The following is a 26394-nucleotide window of genomic DNA, read 5'->3' as shown; positions in this document are numbered from 1 at the left end:
TGTAGATGGCTCAATCAAGAAAAGACTATTATGAGATTCTAGGAGTCTCACGAAATGCGTCTGATGAAGATATAAGGAAGGCTTACAGAAGACTCGTCAAGGAATGGCATCCTGATGCTTACAAAGGCGCAGACAAGAAGGACGCCGAAGCGAAATTTAAAGAGATTCAGGAGGCCTATGAGGTCTTGTCCGACAAAGAAAAGCGTGCGATGTTCGACCGCTTCGGATATGTGGGAGATCCTTCCTCCTATAGCCGTGGTTCTGGAAGAACTCCTGGAAGCGCTGGAGGAAACTTCGACGATATGTTCGGCGATTTTCAGGATGTCTTCGATGTCTTCTTTGGAGGGAGCAGGTCAGGTACGAGTTCCAGATCCCAGGGTCCAAGAGCGGTTAGGGGAGAGGACATTCATGCTTCGGTTGCCATAGATTTGAAAGACGTAATACTTGGAAAGAAAGTGATACTTGAGTATGACAGGAATAAGGTCTGTCACAAGTGTAAAGGAACGGGTGCCGAAGACGGCACGAGTTTCAAGACATGTCCTACCTGCAATGGAAGCGGTTATGTGAAAGAGGAGCATAGATCTTTCTTTGGGATGTTCAGCAACACTCATGCCTGCAATACCTGCAACGGAACGGGAAGGATAATCGATAAGCGCTGCGGTCAGTGCAGCGGAAGAGGCTACGTGAAGGAGAGACACCAGGTGAGCGTTGCGATACCTGCAGGAGTTGAGAATGGAGCAACTCTTAGAATTGGCGGTCACGGGAATTCAGGGCAGAATGGAGGTCCGTACGGAGACCTTTACGTAAGTGTAAGAGTCGAAATGCCTTCGGAGTTCAGACGTAGTGGAAACGATCTGTATATTACCAAGGAGATAGACTATGTTGAAAGCGCACTAGGCACCACGGTTGAGATACCCCTTCCCGAAGGAGGTACGGAGACCCTTAGGATCCCGGCGGGAACTAGTCCAAACACGGTATTCAGGATGAAAAACCTTGGTGTTCCTAGTGTTTCCGGCAATAGGCGTGGAGATCTTCTCGTAACGGTGAGGGTGAATATTAGCAAGCCTTCAAGCAAAGAGAAGAAGCTCCTACAGCAAATCGCAAAACTGAAAAACTCAAGGGTCGTAGAGTGAAGTGAATAGGAAGGTATTCGCTGACTACTTCCTGATTACGGTCGGTTCTATACTGACTGCTGTTTCAATTGTTTCGTTTATGATTCCGAACAACATTATCGCCGGCGGCGTAAGTGGGCTTGCAATAATTATCTACAGGGTCTTCGGTTTCTGGGTCGGAGCTCAGATGTTCGTTTATAACCTAGCTCTGTTTATTATCGCATTCGTGATTCTGGGAGTAGGTTTTGGAATAAAGTCGATCTACTCGGCGGTACTGATGTCCATAACGGTTGATCTTCTTCAGAAGCTGCACTTCCCGATTTTCGATGCTTCTTCTACACAAGACGGGTTTCTGCTGGTGGCAATCTACGGTGGCGTTATTGCTGGTGCCGGCATGGGCTTGGTGTTGTGGCGCGGTGCTTCCACTGGAGGAACAGATATACTTGCTATGATCTTCTCAAAGTATCTGAATTTCAGCACAGGAACGGGTCTGTTAATAAGCGATTCACTAATCACAATGCTTGCCATTGTCGTATTCGGACCTATCGCAGCAATGTACGGAATAATAACGATTTTCACTACAAGCAAGACAATAGATGGGATAATCGAGGGTATCGGCAACACAAGAACGGCTTTTATTATTAGCGTGGAAAGTGATTCAATAAAGAAGAGAATTATTGAGGAAATGGAGCGTGGCACGACGATGATTAAGGCGACGGGCGGCTTTTCCGGAGAAGATAGACCTGTTTTGATGGTATCAATAAGAAGAAGAGAGATTGGGCAGTTAAGGCATATAGTGAAGGCCACAGACAAACGAGCTTTTGTGATAATTGTGAACAATGCCGAGGTCTTCGGTGAAGGCTTCAAGAATCTCAGCTGAGGAGATGCGATGAAGTATATAGTTTTCGATACTTCTTCTAGAACTCTTCTTCTCTCGGCATGTAATGGCAGGGGAGAGATGGAGATAAAGGCTCGAGAAATCGACAAATTTGGCTCTTTGTTAGCCGTAATGGTAGAGCAGGCGATAGAGAATCTCAAGATTGAGGTCCCGAAACTCGACTTCATCGGGGTCGGTGTTGGTCCCGGTTCCCTTACGGGTTTGAGAGTAGGCATTGCAACAGCCAAAGGTATCGCCTTTCCGTATAATATCCGCGTAGTTCCTTTTAACTCTCTTGATGTACTGGCAAGCTCGATCGATGATGAGAGATTCATTGTCCTGAGACGCGGAAGAGAGGGACACTATTACTGGAGAGAATACAGAGAGAGAGTGCCGGTCAGAGAAACTGAGTTCAGTAGTACCGCCGAGTTAGTCTCCGCGATCGACTTGTCAGGGACGAAACTCTTCTTTGACGGTGAAATAGAACAGGCCTTCGAAAGATTTGATTGCAGTGAAGTGAGACATCAGGACCCCTCAGCGATGAGAGAAATCGCAGTTGAGAAGTTTGCTGCAGGAGAGTTCATACGTTATTCTGACCTTAAACCGATATACTTGCAGAAGTCAATCGCCGAAATAAACTGGGAGAATAGAAAGACTGAAAAAAGCCACTAATCCCTTCTCAGAAGTATTAGAGGGACGTTCATTTCCTCCTTCGTCAAACCTCCGTGCCTTCCTTTGAGCGAGTGTTCCTGACCTGTGTATTTGAAACACAATGATGAGTCGTCCTTGGATACGGTAATGAGCTCACCTATCCTCTTCCTGAAAGAATTGCTCAGAGGCCTGCCGAAGAGCTTTATTTCATCAAGATGGGATGGCTCTATGATCTCAATAGAGTCTCCAAAAAGCTCTTCCATCTTCTTTCTTGTTTTTTCTTTATCGAGAGAATATATGTAGGACATGCGCTGTTCACCTCCCGGCATGGAGTACATCTCATCGAAGATATCGTCGAACTTTGACCACCAGATCTCTTGCTCCCAAGGGGTTTCGATTTGACCGTGATCGGCAGTGATCAATAATGCCGTGTCTTGTTGCACCCTCTCTTCGAAAAACTTTTCAATTGCGGAGAACAGTATTGCGGTCTCCGAAATATACGACAGGGAGTTTGGACCGTACTTGTGACCGTAAGTATCGATAAGACCCCAGTAGACAACCGTCAGACTTTCGGATTCATCCGCAGCAAGGATGGTATTGAGTTCCTCGAACATATCTCCCAATCCATGAACACCCCTGGCTGTGCCTCCGCGAGAATGCATTCTCGTCAGTCCTGTGTTCACGAAACTCTTGGATGTGAGATGATAACCTCTTACGCCAGCTTCCTTCAGCGATTCGAAGATAGTTGGATTTTGATTGTACTTAAGGGGGTCAAAGCCCAATCTGGTGAGATTGTCCCTATCCTGAGTGTAGGGAGTCAACTCGATCATATTCACTAGTCCGCCGTACTCTGGAATATTGAGAAGATACCCGAGTACTCCGTGCTCTCCAGGCGTTGTGGCCGTGAACAACGAAGTGAGAGCACTGGAAGTGGTTGAAGGGAAGACAGAAGTCAGACTTCTTACATCTTCGACAGAGAAGTGTTTGAAACTGCTTTTCTCAAGAACCTTCATCAAGTTATAATAGCCAACAGCATCGATTATGAATACCACTAGCTTATCTATTCCATCGATGCTAATTCCGTGCTCTGAGAAGCAATACTCCTTCACCCCTGAAGGTATCTCAGCATCGAAGTGCTTCAGAATGGCAGCTGATAGGTTTACTATTGAACCTCTGTCGTAATTGGGATAAACGAACTCCATCTGCAACACCTTCCATCTGGACAATCTTGAGCGCGACAGATTCCTATCTTACTAGTATCTACACTCGAACAGAGTGAGAAAAAACTTTACTGAATCCTTTCTCTTCAATTATATATGACATAGGTCTTTCCGCTCCCAACATTCACTGTTCGAAATACTCACGACCTTCAAAATTCAGGGGCCCGATCCCGGTTGCTTAGGGACGGGCTCCTGAAAATTAACTAGCTCTCATCACAAATCGGACGAGTTTAGGGTAAGTTACTCTTTCACTCCTCCCTGTGTCAAACCCCCAACGATGTAGTCCTGTAACACGAGGAAGAATATGACCATCGGAACTGCTCCAATCAACGCTGCGGCAGTGAATGGGCCCCAGCTCGTTTCGAATCTTCCCGAGAACTGCCAAAGGCCAACTGCGTATGTCCATTTGTTCATGTCCTGAAGAATTATCCTTGCAATCAGATACTCGTTGAAGATGTTCATAAACGTCAGAATAGCCACAACAGCCAGAATCGGTCTGGCAAGCGGTAAAATCACCTTTAAAAAGGCCTGGAATTTTGTTGCCCCGTCGATCATTGCTGCCTCTTCGAGAGAGCTAGAGATTGTATCGTAATAGCCTTTGATCAGCCAGATGTTGAAGGCAATTCCTCCTGAATAAGCAAATATCAGGCCTCCAAGCGTGTTTAGTCCCAGGAATGGAATTAAACTTCCAATGAACTGCAGCAAGGCGTAGAGAGCCACCATGAACATTATTGTAGGGAACATCTGAATAAGGAGGAGGCCAAGCAAGCCTTGCTTCCTTCCACGGAATCTCATTCTGCTGAAAGGATACGCAGCGAGAGCTGCAACGGCAACGCTGATAAGCGACACAGTAAGTGCTACGATTATTGAATTAAGAAGCCACCTGACGAAATAGAAATAAGTACTCTCTTTTTGTGCCCAGATCTGATTTGTTCTGAATAAGGCCCTGTCTATCTCCTTCAATATGCCATCATATGGAGATGAATAGGTTGTGGGCTTCTCGATTAGATCGGATATTAGCCTGGATGCACGTTGGTACTTGGCGTTAACCTGCTGAAAGAGAGAATTGTAAGTCTCCTGCATCCTTCCGAAGTCGTCCAGAGTTACCGAAGTCCCAAGGAATCTCAGATCGATGTAGTAGTTTACCTTGGAAGCAAGTTCATCCTTCATCGATCTCATAGTTGAGATTAGCTGATTCAGCAGAGCCGTCCCTTCCTTTGCCTCCAAATCAGCCCGAATGAAATCATCGTACCACAGAAGGGTCCTGTAACGGGTTGATGCTCTTATGTTGAAGTAGTTGTTCAGCACATCAGACAGCTTCGATACATAATTTCTGGCGCCTTCCAGCGAGATTATTTCCTCCTCCACAAACAGCATCGCAGCTTGTATACTAATCGCCTCAAGGACTTTTGCATGCTCTCTTTCTGCTCTCTCAGCTTCTTCTTGAAGTTCAGAGATCCTGTTCTCGAGGTCTTCCATGCTTTTCTTCAGGGATTCCAGTTCCGTCGTGAGAGCGATCGTTCTCTCCGATACCTCAATATACTCTGCAACACTCATCTCAAGAACAGGCAATACCCTCGACAAGTTTGACAGGGCTATGTCTATCACGTCTGCTCCTTTTAAGACTTCTGAGTTTGCAGATGCGCTTAGGAGAGCTTCGCCATTGCCTGAGAACCAGGCCATCTTATCCGAGAGATCGGAAAGACTTGTGATCAGCCCACGGACGTTCTGCATACTTGATAGCTGCTGCTGGAGAAGATCTATGGTCTCCTTTGCTGAATCGACTCTCTCGAGTGATGACCTGACTTTTGCTTCAGCCACAGCCGTGCTATTACCTGCGCCTTTACTGATTACCATTTGCAGCGGTGGAATCAGGGAAGAGAGTTTTCTAGTTTCAGACACGATGGTCGGAAATGCGACTTCAAAAGAGTCTTCTAGTTCGCCTAATGCCAAATTTAAGACTACTAGAGCCTTTTCGGTAGACTCGAGGCTCTTTTTTATTGCTTCCAACTTTTCATTTGCGGCCAGGTACTCATAGTAGTCGGTTCCAAAGGCCGTCTCCGCCAGGAAAGATAGTTCTTCAGAAAGGGCTGCACTGGAAGCAGTTGCCGCTTCCCATGCGTTACCGGCAGATCTGAAGGAATCATATAGGCCTGTCCTGATCCGGTTGAGCTCGGAGGCTTGATCTTCGGGCATCGAAGATTCGACCTCCCTTAGATATCTGTTAATAACTTGAAGCCACTCAACTCTTCGCCATTCAGAGTAGTCAATGCCAGAGAGAGATATGTAATCTTCAACAGAATTCAGTGATTCCACCACTTCTTTCTTGTTCTCAAATTCAAGGGTTTCTATTGCTAGCAGCGTCTCGTCGCGATGACGGAATACCTCTTCGTACAGGTTTCTGTAAGCTTCGAGAGACTCGATGACTTGTGATGACCTTTCGCCAAGCAGTCCGATGTAGAAGGGATAGGTTCCTTCAAGTGAAGGAGAGGCAGTTTGAAGAATTTCTCCTACCGCGTAGGCCGTCTTCAGTTCGTCTAGTCTACCTATCTCTTTGAGTCTCTCTTCGAAGAGGACCTTGTCTTTGAGTCTCAGCTCATTCATTTCCTTGATTATCATGCTCTCCATTTCTACCAGATTGCTTTCAATTGCAGCGGTACCGCCTTCGACTGCCCTAACCATTTCTTCGCTCTCATCCATAAGAGAATCGAATTTAGTGAGGAACTTCTCAACTGTATTCTTCAGATCCTCCTGGCTTTTCCCTCTGTAGTCTCCTGTGGCGTATGTTGCACTCTGGAGATCAAGAACAAGCCTTCCTACGCTTCTTTCCGGGAAAAGAAGGTTCCTATAGTGTTGAAGAGTTACTCTGGTTGAAAAGAGCCTTGACGAGAAAGCTGCCTGGTCACGTCTTATTGAAGTGCTTATCAACCAAACCATTGGAAAGAGAACCACAACGACAACAGCTATCAAGATTATGTGTCTTAACCAGTATTTTCTTCTCTCAACGGCCATTATCTGCTCACCTCTTCAAAGGAACCGGACAATTTAAAGTTTATCCAGCTGAAGCCGGCGACGATTATGAATATGATAATCGAAATGGCACTGGCAAAGCCAAAGTCCTGACCTCTCCCTTCAAACGCCAGCTTAAAAGTGTATGAGATCAAGATATCAGTTGCCCCAGCGGGTGTCGAAGCTCCAGGAATTGCGGGTCCACCTTGGGTTACCAGATAAATGCCGGTGAAGTTGTTGAAGTTGAAGGCAAAGCTGCCGACAAGCAAAGGTGCAACAGTAACCATTAACAGGGGGAAGGTAATCATTCTGAATCTCTGGAGTCTCGTTGCACCATCGATCGATGAGGCCTCATAAAACTCTTCGGGAATACTCTGTAAAGCACCGAGGCTTACTGTCATCATGTACGGGAAGCCCAACCATGTATTGACAATCAAGACTGAAACCTTGGCCCAAAAGGCATCGTTCAGCCACTTTATTGGTTCAAGCCCAAAGAGTCCCTGAACAATGAACCTATTCAGAACTCCATAGGTTTCGTTGAAGAAGCCATTTCTCCATACAAGAGCAGAGATAAAGGCAGGTACGGCCCAGGGAATGATGAGCAGTGTTCTGTAAATCTTCTTTCCCTTAAGTCTCCGATCATTCAGTGTGATTGCCAGCGCCAGGCCAATTACGAATGAGAAGAGAACGCTAAGTCCGGCCCAGGTAAACGTCCAGCCGAATACCTGAAAAAACGGGTCCCTTATCTTCGGATCCTGGAACATCCTAACGAAGTTCCAAAAACCAACGTCAGATATGTAGCCCTCAACTATGAACTCGTTTCCATTTGCGTCGATATCATAGAAAAAGCCACTCTCCTCGATCAAGGTCCTTCCCGTCTGCCTGTTATAGACAACGGTCTCCTGAATGGCTCTTCCGGCGGAGAATGAAGTCTCAGTCCTTAACGCATACTTCCTTTCAGTGGTGGCAAAGGTTGTGTAAAGAGAGTTTGGGAATAGTCTTATCTGGTTACCCTCCGAGTCTGTAAATTCGGCATTTCGGAGCCACACTCCTCTTATTTCGCTGAAGTAGAAGGGAGCGTTCGGCCTGGTGGAGGTGTCTTGGGGAGAATAAAAGTATATATACCTTGCACCGGCATCAGATAGGATAGCCAGGATTCGGTCATCCGGAGAGCGTGAAAGAGTGTAGTTCACCCCGCCGATAACGAAACTGTCCGATTTTATCTCCAACATCTTGGCGGTGGCCAGTGTGATGTTCCCCGATGCATCTCTGCTTACTACCTGAGGCCTAAGAGTGGCATACATCTCTCCATCCGTCTTCGACTTCAGAAGAGTTATGAATCTGTCTGTGGGGCTATAGTTGTCGAGCTCGATAAAGATGGAAAACTCGAATTCCTCGGGGTTTTCCGGGATGTAGAAGTAATCGCTGAGAAGCTTTTGAATTGACTGCTGCCTTGTGAATAGATGCCCGGTTCCGTAATTAGTGAAGGCAGTTCTGAAAGTGTAGTACATTGGATATAGCGTGAGAATGAAAAGCAATATCATTGCGGGAATCATATATCTGTACGGGTAACCCTTTGGATTCAACGCAATTATATCAATTAGCAGAGTCAGGATGACCATTGTTACCATCAAGCCGAAATTCCCATCGGCAAATAACAGATATATGCTCCATAGAGAAAAGGCATTGAATATTGCGAGGATAGCGAGAGAAAAGAGAAAGATTACAAATCGTCTTCCACTCAAGGTAATCCCTCCAGACAGTTAAACCAGAGCGCGGGAGTCTCCCGCGCTCAGTCTAACAAAATTAAGATTTGTGGATAAGTCAAGAGAGAACAATCAGTTTCCAATTGTAGTCTTGATCTTCTCTACTGCAGAATTGAAAGCGTTCTCCACTGTATCCTGACCGTTGATAATAAGGCCAAGTGCATCGCCCATTGCTCCCCATACGCTCGCCATTTCCGGAACGTTTGGCATTGGTGTTCCTACTGAAGCGCTCTTGGAGAACTGTAAAACATCATACAGCTCTGGACCGGCGTCCGCTTCAATAAATGCAAACACGTCGGCTCTTGCCGTACCTCTTCTCTCTCCGAGGAACATTCCGTACTGGCCGTCGAAGCTGCCGATGTAATTCACTACGAATTCAGTGGCTTCAAGCTTGTTCGGAGACTTTGAGTTTATCATGAAGCCCTGTACTCCAACGAATGGTCTCGGAGTTGTCCCATCGTCGAATGTGATTTCGCTGAAAGGAAGAATCGCGTAGTCGATACCCGCATCGCGGTAACTTGGGGTTGCCCATATGCCGTTAATAATGAATGCGGCCAGTCCGTCTTTGAACAAAGAGTCCATCAGGTTGTAATTTGGACCGCCAGGAATTAGACCTTTGTCGAACCAAGATTTGATGAGGTTTCCGCCTGCAATCGCACCCTCGTTGTTCAGGCCTATGTCGGTTACATCAAGACCCGCAGCAGTCTCCTTGAAGATATAGCCGCCTCTTCCCAGTATGAAAGGTGCGGAGTGATAGAAATCCCCAACTGCGTAGATCAGGCCCACGACTTCATCATCTGCAGCTTCGAAAGCAAGTTCTTCAAGCTCTGAGATTGTTTTCGGTGCTTCGAATACGAGATCCTTGTTGTAGATGATTGCAATCGCCTCAACAGTATAGGGGACACCGTAGAGGTTTCCGCCGTAGCTGAAGGCATCTAGAGTGACATCGTAGTACTGATCGGCTTCGGGAAGAAATGGAATCGGTTCGATAAGGCCATTGATAGCGAGTTCACCAACCCAGTCATGTGCGCCTACTATGATGTCGGGGCCCTCGCCTGCGGGAGCTGCGGTAAGGAACTTGGACTTTATGTCGCCAAAGTTCACCTGCTGAATCTCCACTTGAATTCCATAGTCACTTTCGAAATCTGCCGCCAACTTCTCAAGTGCAGGGATCTGGTTCTCAGAGGACCAAATCACCAACTTTGCGCTTGCAAAAGATAAGACTAGAAGTAGCACGAAAAGAACAGCTGCGAGTTTTCTCATCTTCTGAACCCTCCTTTGATAGAATTGGGATACACCCTAAACAAATTGTATCAGAAAGTTCCGGTTAATTAAAGAAGTGTTAATGCAGGGACTGAACAAAAAAAACGCCCCCATTCTTCATGAAGGCGCTAAGCAGTCTATAGTTGCCTCTTGTTAGCTTTAATACAGTTCTATCTTCGTGAATATTGTTAATAATACGAATCAAACTGGATATACCGTTATTCCTTCTCTAAAATCCTTCGCGACTTCAAAGTCGACTCTGAGAGAATCTCTGTATCTCNNGACTAAGATACTTCTTTCCAACTTCTCCAAGTAACAGGTATATAAGAAGATCCTCATCGCATTCGGCCAGCAGGCCGAGTTCGTTTCTTCCTTTTTCGACTTCTGGGTCAAGAGTGTCGCCCGGCCTATGAGAAATCGACTCTTCATCTCCCATAACTCTTGATTTCAGTGACTTGTCGATTTCTGCAGGAGGTGTTCCATAGAATCCCCTTATGTATCTTTCTACTTCTTTCGTGATCGTCTTGTACCTCTCGTTGTTCATAACATTCAAGACCGCTTGCACGCCCACTATTTGAGATGTTGGAGTAACAAGGGGGGGATAACCGAGATCAGCGCGTACCTGCGGAACTTCTTCGAGAACCTCTTCGAATCTGTCGCTCATGTTCTGAGATTTCAGTTGGTTTATTAGATTGGAGTACATTCCTCCCGGAATCTGATTTTCCAAAACTGAAGTGTTTATAGTGAAACCTGCATCAGTGCCACTGTGATTCTTCCTAACCCTTGAAAAGTAGTCGTTTATCTCTTTGAGTAGAGGGTAATTTGGCTTCTCTGATAGCCCCATATCGTGTAATGTTGTCCATATGCTCTCGACTCCAGGTTGTGAGGTTCCGAATCCCATTGAAGACGTGGCGGTGTCGAGAATATCGGCCCCGGCCTCAGCGCTCTTCAAGTAAGCCATATCGGCAATACCCGTTGTGAAATGAGAGTGTACCTCCAAAGGGATAGAGTGCCTCTTCTTGATCTCATTTACAAGAGTTGAAGCCGTTCCAGGCTTCAAAAGACCAGCCATGTCCTTAATGCAGAGAGAGTCTGCGCCCAAATCCGCAGCCTTGTCGGAGATCTTCACGAAGTAATCGATGTTGTGAACGGGACTGGTTGTATACGACATTGCTACTTGAAGGTGCATTCCGGCATCCTTTACTGCGCTTGCCGACTTTTCCAGATTTCTTAGGTCGTTAAGGGCGTCAAAGATCCTTACAATATCAATCCCGTGATTTGCCATCGTCTTAACAAAGAGCTCTACAACATCATCTGCGTAGTTTCTGTAACCGAGAAGATTTTGACCTCTTAGAAGCATCTGAAGCTTAGTATTCTTAAATCTCTCTTTGAGTACATCGAGTCTTTCCCAAGGATTTTCATTAAGGTATCTAACACAGGAGTCAAAGGTTGCTCCGCCCCAGACCTCTACTGCGTGGTAACCAACCTGATCGACAAGAGGAGCTATATCTGCCAACTCAGCTGTTGTAACCCTAGTGGCCAGAAGTGACTGGTGCGCATCTCTCATCGTAGTGTCAACGAAACAGACTTTTCTCAACTTAATGCCTCCTTTCTGTGTACAATACTATGATAGAGGAGTGATGTTATGCAATCAAATAAAAGAGATTACGAATTCGACATAATCGTCATAGGGGCCGGACATGCCGGTATCGAGGCCGCATTAGCGGGCGCGCGAATGGGCATGAGAACGCTTATTCTAAATATTAACCTCGACACGGTTGGTTGGACGCCCTGCAATCCGGCTGTGGGGGGCCCAGCGAAAGGCATTGTCGTAAGAGAGATAGACGCGCTCGGTGGGGAGATTGCCAAGTCAACAGATAAGGCATCACTCAATATAAGAGTTCTAAACACCAGCAAAGGAGTTGCCGTCAGAGCACTGAGATCTCAGGTGGACAAGAACAGGTATAGCCAGATAATGAAAAGAATACTTGAGATGCAGGAAAATCTGCACCTGCAGTCCGGAATTGTGAAGTCCATAGAAGTGGATAAGGGTCGTGTAAGAGGCATCACGACGCACTTTGGCCTCAGGTACTCTGCACGTTCAGTAATAGTTGCTTCGGGCACCTTTCTTGGAGGGAAGATATTCATCGGACCACAGGANNGGAGTTTCCCGCGGGAAGGCTTGGTGAGTTTCCAGCAACCGAGCTAACTGCATCGCTTAAAGCTTTGGGGTTCGAAGTCAGACGTTTCAAGACTGGGACCCCTGCAAGAATAGCAGGCAGATCAATCGATTTCTCCAGTATGGAGCGTCAGGGTACCTCAAATACCCCACTTTGTTTCTCATACTTTTCCGAGCCCTTTGTCCTTGAAGACAATCATCCGTGCTGGCTGACCAGGACAAATGAGAGAACACACGACATCATCAAGAGAGACCTCAGATTCTCGCCGCTGTACGGGGATGTTAAGCTTNNAGGGGACCGAGATACTGCCCTTCGATTGAGGATAAGGTGATCAAGTTCTCTGATAAAAGTAGCCATCAATTGTTCGTTGAACCCGAGAGTGCTTTGAGCGACGAGTACTACTTGAACGGTCTTTCAACCAGCCTTCCTTTCGAGACACAGCTCGAAATGATCAGAACAATAAAGGGGCTTGAGAGGGCGGAAATCGTCAGGCCTGCTTATGCTGTCGAGTACGACTATATAGATCCGACTCAGTTGTACTCAACGCTGGAGAGCAAATTAGTCGAGAATCTGTATTTCGCTGGTCAGGTAAACGGGACCAGTGGTTACGAGGAAGCTGCCGGTCAGGGTTTGATCGCGGGAATCAACGCATCAGCGAAGCTGCATGGCGGGAAGCAGCTTGTACTAAGTCGATCGGAAGCTTATATTGGAGTTATGATCGACGATCTTGTGACGAAGGGAGTGGATGAACCTTATAGACTTCTCACGTCAAGAGCGGAATACAGATTGCTTCTCAGGCACGACAACGCGCACATCAGGCTTACAGAGTACGGTCATGAATACGGACTAGTGCCCGACTGGTTCAGTGAGAAGGTATCCCGATTAGCAAACCAGACCAGGAATCAGGTCTTAAGACTTGAAAGAGTGACCGTCAGACCTTCTGAAAGGTTGAACCAGCTATTAATTAGTAAGAGGAGTTCGAGACTCGATACGCCCGCAAAACTTTCGGGTCTGCTAAAAAGATCGGGAGTTGAGTACAGGGACCTTTCATACTACGATCCCGAACCGATTGTTGATGATGAAGTGATAGAACAAGTTGAAATAGAGATCAAGTACAGTGGATATATTAAGCGTCTTAGGGAAGAGGTCAAGAGGCTTGAAGAGCTCGAGGGAGATCTAATCCCCTCCAACTTAGATTATAGTGAAGTTTCCAACCTCTCAACAGAAGGAAGAGAAAAGCTGACAAGAACAAAGCCTACAACGATAGGCCAAGCAACGAGAATACCCGGGCTGACACCCTCAGACATCATGAATCTATCTTTTCATCTCAAGCATCAAAACCAGAAATAAGATCCGAGTTGGGTTCTGGTGTTATCGCGAGAGCAAGGTCTGTAATGTTTTTTCCAGATCTCTATGTTCAATTGACTTTCCGTCTTTCAGAAGAGAGAACGCGGCCTTTATTACAAGAACCCTAGGATACTTCACAGTCATTTCCTGAACCGGATCTGCAGATATCCGAAGACCCACAGAGCTGTTGTTTAGCATTGGACCATCTCCTGAACCTCTTGACACAAGTCATGAGGAATATTATAATCAATTTTGTGTCTGGGCTCGTAGCTCAGTTTGGTTAGAGCTTCCGGCTCATAACCGGGCGGTCNNCTTATGCCGCCTTTTTCTGTACTAATTTTAGCAGTTTTGCCAGTGTTCTTCAAGATAGTTTTCTTATATTTAACATATAAGTGACGAAACGTAAAGAAAGTAGATGAAGCATTTATGTACAATACGAGTTGCGGTTTACGGTTCGAGACTGATTTCATTCTAGTTTATGCACTAACCTTCCTGAAACAAATGTCATGTCCGCGAAAGTATCTTCTCTGGTCTTTAAGATATCTGAGCCGGTTACGAAGAAATCTGCTGGGTCCCCCGGATTGAGCGCGAAGGATCTGACACTGTTTGCTAGAGTGTGTCCGGTTTTGCTATACATCTCTATGCTGTCCTTTCTGGAGAAGAATCTATCGGCCGAAACGAGGTTCTTGACTACCGAAGTGCTCTCTACCGGTGAGTCAGTTGAGAAGGCAACAACTACTCCCATATCTCTCATCTTTCCAAACGGGTAGGCATCTTTGATCCGGATCGGCCCGAACCTCTCCGGTGCAATTGTGCTGTCAGAGTCAACGAAAACCGGTTGAATCGATGCGGTTAGTCTCTGCTCGGCAATCCTTCTTATCTGGTCCTCAGACGCGATCTGAACGTGAATTAGTCTATGCTTGAGAGTTTCACTGTTCGATCCTTCAAAAGCCAAGAGGGCCTCTTCCAGTGACCGATCTCCTATAACATGTACGCAGACCTGAATTCCTTCTCTGTCTGCTCTCCTCACGATCGGCCTAAGATCATCGGCAGTCATATAGAGGACGCCGGTTTCGGTCGGAGAATCGTGGTAAGGCTCAATCATCGCCGCCGTTCTTGCTCCGAGCGACCCGTCAAGATACATCTTTGCAGCTCTCAGTCGGAAGAAATCAGTTTCGAATTGCCTGCCATGTTTGATCATTTCCAGATCTTCTTTTCTGGAGATGCAGAGTTTTTCGTAGACTCTCATTTTGTTCGCGTTTGAGAGAGCCTCCATAAGGAGTTCATAATCTATGCCGTGATAATCGTCGCTGTGTACCGAAGTTACTCCATATTTCAAAAAGGACCTTGTTCCCGCTTCAATCGCTTCTCTGACTTCAGCAGGAGAGAGTTTTGCTATCCGGTCCATCTCCTCTAGAGCTCTCTCCTTGAGTATTCCAAGATCGATGTCCGAACCATCAAGACCGTGAAGCCTTTCAAGGTCGAATAGCTTTATCAGGGACGAGTTTACGCAGGCGATATGTCCGCATCTTCTGGTAATAATCGTCGGTTCTGAAGTGATGAGATCAAGCTTTCCTCTCACGGGCATAAACCCTAACACTTCCTGATCCCAGCCTCTAGCTCTTACTATCCTTCGATCAACGCTCAACCTATCGGCAAGCGATTCGATAGAGCTGCAGCCCTCTAGATCAACCTCCAGAGACTTTCTTCCCGTTCCAATGAGGTGTGCATGCGAGTCGACAAATCCCGGGTAAACGAATTTGCCTGAAATATCTATCTCTTGAGCACCATAAGGAGTATCTGCAGAGAATTCTCCTGAGTCTATGTAGAGGTCCTTGCGAGAATAAGCTCCGGTCTCTTCCAAATAGACAAATCCGCCTTTCAGGGAGTAACCATTCATAGTTCTTCTCCCGAGTTAGCGGCTATAAGACCACCGAGCGCGGCATTGTTTATCAGTAGGGAAATGTTTGCATCAAGTGTCTTCCCTCCTGACAGCAGCGCGAGTTTGCTGAGCAGATATGGAGTGAGAGTCTTCCCCGAGATCCCTTCTTTTACGGCTGCTTTTAGAGCGGATTCAATGAGAGCTCTCAATTCATCGTAGTCCATAGAGTCCATTTCGGGAATAGGATTAGCTACTAGCAGTCCGCCCTCTATTCCAAGCCTTTCTTTTTCTTTCAGAATCATCACTGCCTCTTCTGGGGAATCTATGGTTAGATTGATTTTGTAAGGGCTTTTTGAGCAGTGAAAGAACGGGAAACAATCGGTCTTGTAACCAACGATTGTTACTCCAAAGGTTTCAAGAAACTCCAGGGTCTTTGGTACGTCAAGAATGCTCTTCACACCTGCCGATATCACGATCATTCTAGTTCTCGAAAGCTCTATGATGTCTTGAGAGACATCCCAATCTACTCCTCTGTGAACCCCTCCGATTCCCCCCGTAGCGAATACAGAGATTCCATTCAATTTTGCAATAGCCATTGTAGCGCTGACGGTCGTTGCTGCATCTCTCTTCATCGCTGTTGCGTAGGATATCTCTGCAGTGCCGACCTTGAGGACATTTCGACCTGTTCCAAGTCTTCTCATCTCTTCCTCGTTGACACCCACGATAATTCTTCCGTCTAGAATTCCTATGGTTTTTGGTATTCCGCCATTTTCTTTGACTGCCCGCTCCATGTTCAGAGCAGTTTCGAAGTTAATACCTTGTGGAAGGCCGTGAGCTATAACTGTAGATTCAAGAGCTACAACTCTTTTCAACAATATTCACCTCTCATGATTCTCATATGCGGCAAGCTGTGTATAAATCTCTTCAGACAACCAGAACAGCTGCGAACCCAGGCTTCAAAGAACTGTTGAAGCAGGCTCTAAGAAGTCTGTCCAATCAATTTTAACAGAACGTCACGTAATGTATGATAATTCTCTTGAGTAGATTTAATTATTATGCATTACGTAATTAAATCTACTCAAAGAGTCGGCGTCATTGAAAAGCCGGAACCATGATGCTATAATTTTCACGATGTGCCCCTATAGTTCAACGGATAGAACAGCGGATTCCTAATCCGCAGATGAAGGTTCGATTCCTTCTGGGGGTACCAGGCGGGGTTTTCCTCGCCTTTTTTATTGGTAATTAGCATAATGGAAACTGGCACAGAAAAGGCTACTTAGAGTACGTTAATTAGCTGTAGACGGTGCCATTCGCCCGTACATCGATTTGAGAAGTATTCATTATGGTCATAGAATTCTAATGAAGAACACCAATATGGAGGAGGTATTCTCGTGGCCGAAACAAGTCTGTTTCAAAATGCACTTAAGCAATTCAATAAAGCTGCCGATGTCATGGATCTTAGCCAGAGCATGAGGCAGGTCTTGTCCTTTCCGAAAAGAGAGCTAACTGTCAATTTCCCCGTAAGAATGGATAACGGGGAAATCAAGGTCTTCACTGGACACAGGGTACAGCACAATGTTGCCAGAGGTCCGGCAAAGGGAGGAATCAGGTACCATCAGAACGTTACTCTCGATGAAGTGAAGGCACTGGCTTTCTGGATGACATGGAAATGCGCGGTAGTTGGTATCCCGTACGGAGGTGGAAAGGGCGGAGTTTGTGTGAACCCTCAAGAGCTTTCAATCAACGAGATTGAAAGACTTTCAAGGAGATTCTTCTCAGAGATTCAGATCATAATAGGTGAAGGAGAAGACATTCCTGCGCCAGACGTAAATACTAACGCTCAGATAATGGCCTGGTACATGGACACATACTCCATGAACGTTGGTCATTCAGTTCTCGGAATCGTTACAGGCAAGCCTCTGGAAATAGGTGGTTCTAAGGGAAGAACGGAAGCAACGGGTCGCGGAGTAAGAGTGGTTGCCGAAGAAGCTCTAAAGTACAAAGACATGGATCCGAAGCAGGCGAAGGTGGCCGTTCAGGGATTCGGAAACGTAGGATCGTTTGCGGCGAAGCTAATAGATGAAGAGATGGGTTCAAAAGTCATCGGTGTGAGTGATGTTTCTGGTGGACTTTATAATCCTGAGGGTTTCGACATCGATGATCTGATCGCATACAGGGATCAGAACAACGGAGTGATCGAGGGCTACCCGAAGGGACAGAAGATCAGTAACGAAGACCTGCTCGGACTCGATGTGGATATCCTCGTTCCAGCAGCTCTTGAGAATGCGATTACTGAGAAGAATGCAAAGAACATAAAGGCAAGAATAATCGTCGAGGGCGCAAACGGTCCTATGACACCGGAAGCGGAAGACATAGTTCTTGGAAACAAGATCTTCGTTGTTCCCGACTTCCTGGCAAATGCCGGAGGAGTCACAGTCTCATATTTCGAATGGGTACAGGGACTACAGCATTATTTCTGGGATGTGGAGGACGTAAGAAGAGCTCTCCAAAAGATAATGAGAGAGGCTTTCGCTTCCGTAGCATCGACAATGAACAAGTACAACATCGATATGAGAACTGCCGCATATGTTGACTCTATAGAGAAGGTTGCTCACGCCACAAAACTCAGAGGAATCTATCCCTGATACATCTGCTGTCAGATTCACGGAGCGGAAGAATTGTCTTCCGCTCTTCTTATATGTTGGGAGAATCAGAGTAGCTCAGATAAGTAGAAGTTGTCGTCAACTCTGTAGGCTGTCAAATAGCCTCCATAAACACAGCCAGTGTCTATACCGATCTTTCCTTCTTGAATTAGTGGGCCGCTAATTAAGGGTGTATGACCAAACACAACCGTACGGTTCCTGATAGGGTTTGGAGTCTCCAGAAATGGTTCTCGGATCCACAGAAGATCCTTTGGATTCTGCTTCTTCAAGGAGATTCCCGGCCGTACCCCGGCATGAACGAAAATGAAGTTGTTCTCTTCGTAGTGAAGAACAGTCTCGTTGAGAAACTCAATATGGTATTCTGGAACAGATCTAATACTCCCATAACTTCTGATTGTTGTTTCCATCCCGTTATAAGCCCAGATCGTAGATCCTTCGGCGCCTCTTAGATAATCAAGGAACATCTGCTCGTGGTTACCTCGAATGAAATGACAGTCATGGTTTACGGAAAGTGATATCAGAAAATCGATGACTCCCCTGGGGTTCGGTCCACGGTCCACATAATCACCAATGAAAACAAGAGTGTCGTCAGCTTTGAGATCGATCGCCTTTATAAGTCTTTTGAGCGGTGAAAGGCAACCGTGTATGTCACCGATTGCATAGGTCAACCGAGAAATCTCCTCATAAAGAGTTGCCAGAGAAAGGATATTACAATTCCTGCAAGCGGGCTAATTATCCATTCTTTCTTGGAGTCCCTTGAAAAGACTGCCCGGAAAGCAAGCCCGGCAGCAACCGAGATAATGACCCAAGTCCAGTGATTTGCAAGAATGAAGATAAATATAGACATTCTCTCAGCGATTCCGATTGAGTCGGTAGCCTCTTCCGGCAGTATGGCCCCTCGAAGAAAGTACGTGACACCCACGGTTACCAGAAGCATTCCCATGAGATACCAGGAAAACTCAACAGTGACAAATGATTCTATGAGGAAGCTTCTTCCAAGTAAGGTGAAAAAAAGCAGCAGGAAAAACGCAATGACTTCGATCAAGAGGTTTGGCAACCTCTTGCGGCCCATGTCAACAGTGACTGTCAGGCCGATAGAAAGTATCAGTAAAAGTATTCCAAGAGGGCTTGATAGAAAGACGTCGAAAGTGAAGGCAAGAAAGATCAGAACGACCCAAATGAAATGCATCCAGAACTTCTTATCATCCATCTTTGCAAGCTTTCGATTATTTACAAATGCATGATCAACTACATAGTAAGCCACCAGAAGATGTAATGGCATATCTCAACCTCCGATCTTTTTTTTGCTGTTCCATGGTAGCACAGGAACTAGAAAGGTTGCAACAACAAGTGCGACAAGAACCCCAAATCCGAGGCTTACACCGAATGTGCTCAGGAGTTTTCCCCTTGCAAAAATGAATGAGAAGAAGGTTAGCATTGTCGTTGCCGAAGACATGGTTATTGATTTGAAGGTTCTGGCCAGCTCTGTGTTCTTCTTCTCCCTAGAACTATGTATAACGTAAACAAGTGAGTCTACACCAATTCCAATTATCAGCGGGGCAGAGATTACAGTTACAAAAGTCGTCTCAATTCCCATCAATTCCATTAAACCAAACATCGACATCAAAATTCCGACCATTAGAACTAATGTTTTGAGTCCGTCTATGATGGACTTTCTTTCGATAGAAACGACGACAAAGATTGCTAAGAAGGCAACCAGACATATTGGAAGGGAGATGATTCTCACAAGGTCCATCAGGTAATGGAAAACTTTGGGATACCCTCCGAAAGAAGCTCTGAGTTCAGGGCTGAGACTGTCGTAAATAATCTTTATGACGTTGTTTCTATAGATTATCGATAATGGTTCTGAGTTCATAACGAAATACGTCTCACCATTGGCAGCCTTGTAGAGAAGCTGATCTCTCAGGCTTTCCGGTATGACCTCGGTAGCAAGGTCAATTAGATCATTCGAGCCTTCAATGGATTCCGCTCTGTCAAGGAGTTCTACAACGAAGTCATAGTAATTTGCTTTCTTGAAAACGGCCTCAATTAACGGAGAGTCTCTCAGCGCATTGATTTCCCTGGTAACTTGCTGCATCTGATTAATGTAATCTCCCTCTCCTCCTTCGATGACAGAAAGTATTGAGAAGGAGCTCTTGAAATTCGGGTTCTGATCGATTTCCTCATGCGCCCTTCTTAGAGAATCTATATCTGGAAGTATAAATGGCACTGTGTTTATAATACTTCCCCCGAAGGTTCTTTCAATTAGGCTGGGAACTGCGATCTGTTCTGAGTCGGTTGACATCAATCCGGGTGGAGTATAGGAAAAGCTTCTAATATTGTTCAAACCAAGATAGCTGAGCATCAGGATAAGCATGAAGACAACTCCTCCGAAAACGACGCCGAATTTCAAGATTACCTTCGAGATTCTCAGGAAAAATCTGTCGAGCAGGTGAATGTTTGCCTTCTTTCCAGGATTTATTACGGTCATGATCGAAATTGCGGGCAGATAGACTGTCATTACGATAAAGAAGACAACAATACCGATTGCAGAGAGAATCCCCAGTTCTCGAATGGCCGGGGAGCTGATTACTGCAAGGATCATGAAGACAAGAGCTGTCGTTATCATACTTGCCGAAAGAGGTTTTATAAGAGCTTTATAGGAGCTGTACAAAAGAGTTACCGGGTTCTTCTCTCTGTTTGCCCCATCCGAAAGTCTGGTTATCATATGTATTCCATAGTCGATTCCCAGTCCAAGCGTTATGGCGGTGACGAAGGTAGTGATGATGTTTAGAGAGCCGAAGATTACGTAAGCAAGGCCGAGAGTGATGAACATCGAAATAGCCAGTGAAGAGAAAACGCATAGGGTAACCTTCCAGCTTGAATAGGCAATGAAGAAGAGAAGAGAGATTCCTACAAGCGACAGCACTGTTGTCAGCATGAAATCATCATTTACTTGCCTGTGCGAGTCGTAAGTTCCGAAGTGATCTCCTGCCATTCCATAAGTTACTCCGTAAACTCTGCAGACACCGTCAAGCCACTCTCTTAGTGCTGGAATCACTCTTTTCACGTATGATACATCGGAAGAAGGCCCATCGAGCCTGATACCCATAACCAAAACCATCGGGTCGTTAACAGGAATTGATTCTGGAAGTCTTATGAAGCTGATGAAGTCTTCGCCTTCCGGTTCGTTTGCAACTAGTCCTTTGAGGTCCTCAAAACCGAGCAACATCTGTCCAAGGCTTCGAATAGCAGAGAAATCGTAGTTGACGAGTCTTTGGACGGTCCTTGAAAGATCCTGATCTCGATTTCTGATTGAGGAGAGTTGTCCTGGATCGACCATTAGGAGGCCCAGAGGCCCGAGATCAGACATTAGATCGAACCTCACAAAGGATTCGATACTCCTGAATTCGTTTGATCCTTCGTAAATCCCTCTCGCAGCCGAAATAAGATTCTCTATTCCCTTTTCAGTTTTGTCTTGTGTTTGCAGAACGATGTAAGTGACATCGCCAGAAGTGTCTCCGTTTATGAAGCGATTGTACTGCTTCACGACAGGATCGTCCTGTGGAAGAATCTTAAGCAGATCTGAATCAATATTCAGTTTCAATGAAAGGTATGCACCAAATGCACCAAGAATTACGAAAAACACTACTACTGCTGCACGGTGTCTTACCACGAACTCACTCAATCTCTGCAACAAATAATCACTCTCAGTCATTTCTTCTAAATTGAACAAGCAACTCTAGTATATCAACTTTTGCATGGCCAGAGATCGATATTAAGCGACCAAAGCTGAGTGTTCAGTCCCTGATAAGAAAATATCTGACCGGAAGAAATGGTATCGAGTATCTCTCGACCGTCTGTAAGAAGGATTCGCTAATAGTCGCGCCTTCTCTGAGAACCACAATGGGCCCACTGCCGGAGAAAACATCTGAAACGAACCTTCCAGGACTGAGAGAGTGCATATAATGGACTTTGGCGAATTCGAACCCTTCTTCCTGCAATGAATTGAAGTCTGATTCCATAACGATTGTGTAGCCGGGGATATAACTTAGTCGGAAAGCTCCGTAGTCGATGAACTCCAGCCTGGTTACAGCTGAACCGAAAAAGTCGATTGTCTCTCTTTCTCTTGAACCTTGTTTTCCGCTTTCAATGACAAAAAGTGTCTGCAATCTCGAGAAGGTTTCAAAGTATGGACTGACAAACGTTCTCACCTCGTTTTCAGTAGACATTATCCAGGGTCCTACGTTTTCCTTCTCTAGCTGTTTAAGTACAGAGCTGAACTCCTCAACTGCTTCGAGATGATTCTTGAAACCTTCAAGCACCGGCAGAAACTTGTTTCTAAGAAAGAAGTCGGGAGCGGCACTCCGTCTCCCGATATTCTGAAGAGCTTCCAGATTAACATACAATATCACCAAAAGCCCGAAAATCAAGGCAATTAGCGAAATTACGATTGGCAAACTTGCGATTCTCAATTTACGGTCTTCACTCCTGGACTTTCGAGGATTATCTCGATTGCTTTTAAGAGTTGAAGATCATGTTCGATGTCTATAGTGGCTTTGGATAGTGTTAGTTCGCTTCCGTTCTCTTCAAGGACATCATCACCCGGTTCAACGATGATATCTGGTTCTATACCCTGAAGATGAATATCATTACCATCTGGAGTGAAATAATGAGCAGTTGGCAGCCATATTTCGCCTCCATTGGAAAGATTGAAAACAGTCTGAACTGCAGCCTTCCCAAAGGTCTTTGTTCCGATAACCGTTGCCAGTCCGTGATCTTTCAACGCTCCAGTAAGTATCTCTGAGGCCGATGCGCTTCCTTCATTAACAAGCACAACGATTGGTTTGTCTTTGAAGTAGGCATTGTATCTGGATCCCCATGAGTTGTATATTTCTTCCTGACCGTCTCTGTACCTAATCGTTATTACTCTCTGGCCTTTGGGCAGAATGAGAGATGAGATGTTCAGAACACTTTGCAGAAGTCCGCCTGGGTTGTTTCGCAGATCGATTATGTAGGCCTCGCTGTTTCTGCTAAGGTTTAGCGCATCCTGGAATTCATCGTAGGTTGGCGCGTTGAAGCCCGTAATGTGTATATAAGAGATTTCGATATCTTCAATATCTATCAACTCACTCTTTACGCTCCTTATTTCAATGAATGCCCTGGTAATTTCAACGAAGAAAGGCTCAGTGAGAGTTTCTCTGTAGACCTCCAAAACCACTTGGGTATCGGGGTCTCCTCTGAGCATGTTGACGGCACCGTAATAGCCGACATCGGAAATTGGTACTCCATCTATTGTAAGAATCAAGTCGCCGGGTCTTAGGCCCACTCTTTCTGACGGGCTCCCGGCCATAGGTGCCACCACTTCAAGACAATCAAATTGAATGTTGTACTGAACAGTAGAACCAATACCACCATACTTGGAGCTTGTGTCAAGCTCATTCTCCCTGGTTTGAACGGGATCAAAATACCATGCAAATGGATCATCGAGTCCACGCATCGTACCTGTCAGAGTCTCATCTAGAATCACGTCATAATCTACCTTTTCAATGTCGTAGTAGTTTCGATCTATATATGTAAGTATCTGAAACACAGGACTGAACTTCTCGAACATCTCATCGTCCGTCATAGTTGTAAATGCCCCCAGGAAGAAGACCGCAATAAGAACCGCGATCGACGCCGTTATCCTAAAGGCTTTCTTCTTAGTCATGCAACTTCCTCCCTTCTACTTTTATACCGAACACCAGGTATGTAGTATGGCCGACCATTCTGTCTTCCGGCCTAAACCTTTCGGGATTGGTCTTATAGCTTCTTGCCATTATCTCCCATACCTGAACATCGATAACTCCTAGATTCCTAAGAATCCCGATCGTTTCTTGAACCTGGTTGGCTGTAGGGCANNAGAAGGTTCGGGAACATCAAGAAAGAAGGCATCGGCTATCTTACTGTCTTTGCATTCTACAATATCTCCCGCTACGAAGTTCACCCTTTCTGCAAATCCAAGGTGCCCGACATTTTTCTTGGCCTTCTCTAAGAAGTCTGATCTCTTCTCGTAGGTGACGACTCTGCCAGACTCACCTACTTGACGAGAGAAGACTGAAGTCATTACGCCAGTACCCGTTCCGGCTTCGTAGACAACGTCACCCGGTTTTATGTCCAGGTTTAAGAGAATGAACGCAATATCCTTCGGGTAAACGATCTGAGTTGATCTTCTCAACGAAAAGATTCCGTCGATGATAGACGGTTTTATCAAATACGCATCTCTCAGACCAAGACTGATCCTTTCTCCGAATTCCTTGCCCACAATTGAATCAATCATTAGGTTTCCACAGTGAGTCTTGAGAACTGTCCCTTTCTCGACTTCAGAGAAGTACTTTGTTTCTTCATCTTCAAGCAGGATCAGTACTTTGTCACCGTATTCAATCATCTAGACTCCTCTGAGTTTTATTATGTTCTCAATCAGGCTATCGAGTTCTTCGATCTGGCCAGATTCACTGGCTTCGACAACGCACTTTCTTGCGTAGCCTTTGACAATCATCTCCGATACTCTTGAAAGAGCCGAGTTCACTGCAGAGACCTGAGTAAGAATGTCTCCGCAAACCCTGTCGTTTTCAACCATTTTCTGCAAGCCTCTGATCTGGCCTTCGATCCTCTTCAACCTATTCAAGACCGCTTTCCTGGTCTCTTCATCAACTCCGTGCATGCCTTCACCTCTTAGGAACCGAATACACTGCCGCCTATGAACTCCTTTATAATGGAGGTTCTCGGAATATCCTCCAGATTCGTCATGGGGAGCACGTAATCTATGAACCTCAGAAGCCTCTTAGCTTCAAGATACTCTGGTACCGAATCGTCTATCTGAACTAGCAAAGGTTCTGCGAATGCTTTCAATGCTGCCAAATCGTATACAATTGCAGAATTGAACATCACATCCGCCTCTTCCTGGAAGGGAAAGATATACTTGTCTTCTCCCCTCCTAACGCTTGACCACATTCTTATTGTATCAAGCGCCGAGTGCCCTCTGAATCGATTGTCACGCACGATTCTACGCAATAATCTGACATCAGTAGTAGGTATTCTGTTCAGGTTATCGAGATTCATCTGCGTCAGAGCGCTGACGTATATTTTGAACTTTCTCTCGTGAGGTACGGAACTGCTGAGCAGCTCATTTAGGCCGTGAATTCCCTCGATTATGACAGGCTGACCCTCGGAGATCCTGATAGGTTTGTCATGAAATCCGCTCTTTCCAAGAATGAAGTCAAACTTTGGAAGCAAGACTTCTTTTCCGTCAAGCAGCTGTGAAATCTGTTCGTTAAATAGCTCTATGTTGAGAGCATAAATCGATTCGAAATCATAGTTTCCGTTTTCATCTCTCGGAGTCTTCTCTCTATCGACGAAGTAGTCGTCAATAGATATCTGTATAGGTTTCATCCCCAGTACTTTTAGATGCAGCATCAGCCTCTGAGAAAAGGTAGTCTTGCCCGAGCTTGAAGGGCCGGCTATAAGGATAAGACTAGGCTCTTTGTGTGCGGCTATGAGATCTGCAATCGCAGCGATCTTCTTTTCATGGAGAGATTCCGCAATATTGATTATCTCTCTTATCTCCTTTGGACCTTTGCTTATTATTTCGTTCAGCTCGCCCACGGTCTTAACACCAAGAATCTTCCCCCATTTCTCGTGCTCCAGAAAGACTGTTGAGATCTTTGGCTGATCAACAAATACTGGTAGTCTGTCTGGCTCTTCGGTATTGGGAAGGTTCAGAATGAAGTATTCTCCATACGGAATTAGCGCGAAGTTCTTAACCGCACCTGTCGAAAAGGGCATATATCCATAGAAGTAATTTAGGTATCCCTTACATCTGTAAATGTTCACGGTTGACTTCTTTCGGTATTTGAACAGAAGAGCCTTGTCTCTCTGCCCATCTTCGTTGAACATCCTAATGGCCTCAAATTTGCCCAACGTTCCCTTTTCGAAGACATGGTTCTCTTCAACAAGCTGTCTCATCTTGTCTTCAATTGTCTTCAGATTATCCGAAGTAGGCTCTACACACTCAATATCACAGACAAGGCCAGAGCCTCTTGAGTGATGGACATTTAGTTGCACAGCTCCAAAGAGCTCTCTGATTGCTATGAAGAGAATGAACAGAGTTCCCCTTGTGTAGATTCTTAACCCGTCTAGAGAAGACAGATCTACGAACTCTACTTCCTGTTCCCCGTTTACCTTTCTGCAAAGCTCTATCAAAGCATTGCCTGATTTCGCGGCCATAATGGGAGCTCTGTGGAAGCTGACACACATTTTGGAAAGTTCATAGAAAGTAGTCGCTTTGGTTACTGTAACTTTCCTACCCAGTTCTTTTACAAAAATCTCGTGGTTAGCCATAGAATCACTCCAAATCGTTGACACCACAAATAGTCGATGTTAGAA

Annotated in this window: 19 protein-coding genes, 1 tRNA gene and 2 pseudogenes; 6 read left to right on the top strand and 16 right to left on the bottom strand. The window is 45.6% G+C overall.

What is annotated here, in order from left to right; translation table 11 throughout:
* Positions 1–5: 5 nt before the first annotated feature.
* From dnaJ to tsaB, 3 genes are read left to right on the top strand one after another with little or no spacing between them, the layout of a single operon-like run.
* Positions 6–1133, top strand: a complete 1128-nt coding sequence (gene dnaJ, locus B3N33_RS00670; protein WP_214078588.1) for a molecular chaperone DnaJ — start codon at positions 6–8, stop codon at positions 1131–1133.
* A gap of 1 nt (position 1134) precedes the next feature.
* Complete coding sequence (locus B3N33_RS00665) at positions 1135–1992, top strand: YitT family protein (protein ID WP_214078589.1); 858 nt, start codon at positions 1135–1137, stop codon at positions 1990–1992.
* Positions 1993–2001: 9 nt separating this feature from the next.
* On the top strand, positions 2002–2661 hold the full coding sequence (gene tsaB / locus B3N33_RS00660) for a tRNA (adenosine(37)-N6)-threonylcarbamoyltransferase complex dimerization subunit type 1 TsaB (RefSeq protein ID WP_214078590.1): 660 nt from the start codon (positions 2002–2004) through the stop codon (positions 2659–2661).
* Here the strand turns inward: tsaB and B3N33_RS00655 are convergent.
* The 5 genes and pseudogenes from B3N33_RS00655 to B3N33_RS00635 all read right to left on the bottom strand — a co-directional run bounded on the left by B3N33_RS00655 (position 2658) and on the right by B3N33_RS00635 (position 11495).
* Positions 2658–3842: an alkaline phosphatase family protein gene (locus tag B3N33_RS00655; RefSeq protein ID WP_214078591.1), complete on the bottom strand. Its 1185-nt coding sequence runs from the start codon at positions 3840–3842 to the stop codon at positions 2658–2660. The genes tsaB and B3N33_RS00655 overlap by 4 nt on opposite strands.
* 258 nt (positions 3843–4100) lie before the next feature.
* The gene (locus tag B3N33_RS00650) at positions 4101–6872 is read right to left on the bottom strand and encodes an ABC transporter permease subunit (RefSeq protein ID WP_214078592.1); all 2772 of its coding nucleotides are present in this window, start codon (positions 6870–6872) and stop codon (positions 4101–4103) included.
* Positions 6872–8614, bottom strand: a complete 1743-nt coding sequence (locus B3N33_RS00645) for an ABC transporter permease subunit (RefSeq protein WP_214060510.1) — start codon at positions 8612–8614, stop codon at positions 6872–6874. Before B3N33_RS00645 ends, B3N33_RS00650 begins: the two co-directional genes overlap by 1 nt.
* Before the next feature lie 93 nt (positions 8615–8707).
* The gene (locus tag B3N33_RS00640) at positions 8708–9898 is read right to left on the bottom strand and encodes a sugar ABC transporter substrate-binding protein (RefSeq protein WP_214060509.1); all 1191 of its coding nucleotides are present in this window, start codon (positions 9896–9898) and stop codon (positions 8708–8710) included.
* A gap of 201 nt (positions 9899–10099) precedes the next feature.
* Positions 10100–11495: pseudogene (locus tag B3N33_RS00635) on the bottom strand (pyruvate carboxylase subunit B).
* Positions 11496–11543: 48 nt separating this feature from the next.
* Between B3N33_RS00635 and mnmG the strand changes: the two are divergent.
* Positions 11544–13428: pseudogene (gene mnmG, locus B3N33_RS12915) on the top strand (tRNA uridine-5-carboxymethylaminomethyl(34) synthesis enzyme MnmG).
* Between the two features lie 21 nt (positions 13429–13449).
* Here mnmG and B3N33_RS00615 read toward each other — a convergent pair.
* From B3N33_RS00615 to B3N33_RS00605, 3 genes are all read right to left on the bottom strand, one after another.
* The gene (locus tag B3N33_RS00615; RefSeq protein ID WP_165775337.1) at positions 13450–13623 is read right to left on the bottom strand and encodes a hypothetical protein; all 174 of its coding nucleotides are present in this window, start codon (positions 13621–13623) and stop codon (positions 13450–13452) included.
* A 268-nt stretch (positions 13624–13891) separates the two neighbouring features.
* Positions 13892–15325, bottom strand: coding sequence for an amidohydrolase (locus tag B3N33_RS00610; protein WP_214060506.1), 1434 nt, complete (start codon positions 15323–15325; stop codon positions 13892–13894).
* Positions 15322–16179 (bottom strand): pseudouridine-5'-phosphate glycosidase, encoded by an 858-nt coding sequence (locus B3N33_RS00605; RefSeq protein WP_214060505.1) that lies wholly within the window; start codon positions 16177–16179, stop codon positions 15322–15324. The genes B3N33_RS00610 and B3N33_RS00605 overlap by 4 nt, the downstream gene beginning before the upstream one ends.
* Positions 16180–16442: 263 nt before the next feature.
* On the opposite strand from B3N33_RS00605, the gene B3N33_RS00600 reads away from it, so the two are divergent.
* Positions 16443–16517: transfer RNA gene (locus B3N33_RS00600), tRNA-Arg, on the top strand.
* 181 nt (positions 16518–16698) lie between these two features.
* Complete coding sequence (locus B3N33_RS00595; RefSeq protein WP_214060504.1) at positions 16699–17952, top strand: Glu/Leu/Phe/Val family dehydrogenase; 1254 nt, start codon at positions 16699–16701, stop codon at positions 17950–17952.
* Positions 17953–18017: 65 nt separating this feature from the next.
* Here the strand turns inward: B3N33_RS00595 and B3N33_RS00590 are convergent, their stop codons facing one another.
* The 8 genes from B3N33_RS00590 to B3N33_RS00555 all read right to left on the bottom strand — a co-directional run bounded on the left by B3N33_RS00590 (position 18018) and on the right by B3N33_RS00555 (position 26349).
* A complete protein-coding gene (locus B3N33_RS00590; RefSeq protein ID WP_214060503.1) occupies positions 18018–18638 on the bottom strand; it encodes a metallophosphoesterase family protein in 621 nt (206 codons plus the stop codon).
* The gene (locus B3N33_RS00585) at positions 18635–19252 is read right to left on the bottom strand and encodes a hypothetical protein (protein ID WP_214060502.1); all 618 of its coding nucleotides are present in this window, start codon (positions 19250–19252) and stop codon (positions 18635–18637) included. Before B3N33_RS00585 ends, B3N33_RS00590 begins: the two co-directional genes overlap by 4 nt.
* Positions 19253–19255: 3 nt before the next feature.
* Positions 19256–21670, bottom strand: coding sequence for an efflux RND transporter permease subunit (locus tag B3N33_RS00580; protein WP_292591808.1), 2415 nt, complete (start codon positions 21668–21670; stop codon positions 19256–19258).
* 100 nt (positions 21671–21770) lie between these two features.
* Complete coding sequence (locus tag B3N33_RS00575) at positions 21771–22445, bottom strand: hypothetical protein (protein WP_214078594.1); 675 nt, start codon at positions 22443–22445, stop codon at positions 21771–21773.
* Positions 22442–23680, bottom strand: coding sequence for a S41 family peptidase (locus tag B3N33_RS00570; protein WP_214078595.1), 1239 nt, complete (start codon positions 23678–23680; stop codon positions 22442–22444). The genes B3N33_RS00575 and B3N33_RS00570 overlap by 4 nt, the downstream gene beginning before the upstream one ends.
* Positions 23681–23818: 138 nt before the next feature.
* Positions 23819–24289: a methyltransferase domain-containing protein gene (locus B3N33_RS00565; protein ID WP_422655889.1), complete on the bottom strand. Its 471-nt coding sequence runs from the start codon at positions 24287–24289 to the stop codon at positions 23819–23821.
* A gap of 108 nt (positions 24290–24397) precedes the next feature.
* Positions 24398–24673 (bottom strand): metal-sensitive transcriptional regulator, encoded by a 276-nt coding sequence (locus tag B3N33_RS00560; protein WP_099829161.1) that lies wholly within the window; start codon positions 24671–24673, stop codon positions 24398–24400.
* Between the two features lie 11 nt (positions 24674–24684).
* The gene (locus tag B3N33_RS00555; protein WP_214078597.1) at positions 24685–26349 is read right to left on the bottom strand and encodes a nucleoside kinase; all 1665 of its coding nucleotides are present in this window, start codon (positions 26347–26349) and stop codon (positions 24685–24687) included.
* Positions 26350–26394: the final 45 nt, after the last annotated feature.

The sequence above is a fragment of the Mesotoga sp. UBA5825 genome (assembly GCF_002432955.1).
In the GTDB taxonomy this organism is placed as follows: Bacteria; Thermotogota; Thermotogae; order Petrotogales; family Kosmotogaceae; genus Mesotoga.
The sequence above is the reverse complement of the archived record's forward strand: the minus strand, read 5'-3'. Positions and strand labels throughout refer to the sequence as shown.

Excerpts from the sequence above, each read along its gene's own strand:
- dnaJ (WP_214078588.1), top strand. The coding sequence starts at position 6 with ATGGCTCAATCAAGAAAAGACTATTATGAGATTCTAGGAGTCTCACGA.
- tsaB (WP_214078590.1), top strand. The coding sequence starts at position 2,002 with ATGAAGTATATAGTTTTCGATACTTCTTCTAGAACTCTTCTTCTCTCG.
- B3N33_RS00655 (WP_214078591.1), bottom strand. The coding sequence starts at position 3,842 with ATGGAGTTCGTTTATCCCAATTACGACAGAGGTTCAATAGTAAACCTA.
- B3N33_RS00650 (WP_214078592.1), bottom strand. The coding sequence starts at position 6,872 with ATGGCCGTTGAGAGAAGAAAATACTGGTTAAGACACATAATCTTGATA.
- B3N33_RS00640 (WP_214060509.1), bottom strand. The coding sequence starts at position 9,898 with ATGAGAAAACTCGCAGCTGTTCTTTTCGTGCTACTTCTAGTCTTATCT.
- B3N33_RS00615 (WP_165775337.1), bottom strand. The coding sequence starts at position 13,623 with ATGCTAAACAACAGCTCTGTGGGTCTTCGGATATCTGCAGATCCGGTT.
- B3N33_RS00610 (WP_214060506.1), bottom strand. The coding sequence starts at position 15,325 with ATGAATGGTTACTCCCTGAAAGGCGGATTTGTCTATTTGGAAGAGACC.
- B3N33_RS00585 (WP_214060502.1), bottom strand. The coding sequence starts at position 19,252 with ATGCCATTACATCTTCTGGTGGCTTACTATGTAGTTGATCATGCATTT.
- B3N33_RS00570 (WP_214078595.1), bottom strand. The coding sequence starts at position 23,680 with ATGACTAAGAAGAAAGCCTTTAGGATAACGGCGTCGATCGCGGTTCTT.
- B3N33_RS00560 (WP_099829161.1), bottom strand. The coding sequence starts at position 24,673 with ATGCACGGAGTTGATGAAGAGACCAGGAAAGCGGTCTTGAATAGGTTG.
- B3N33_RS00555 (WP_214078597.1), bottom strand. The coding sequence starts at position 26,349 with ATGGCTAACCACGAGATTTTTGTAAAAGAACTGGGTAGGAAAGTTACA.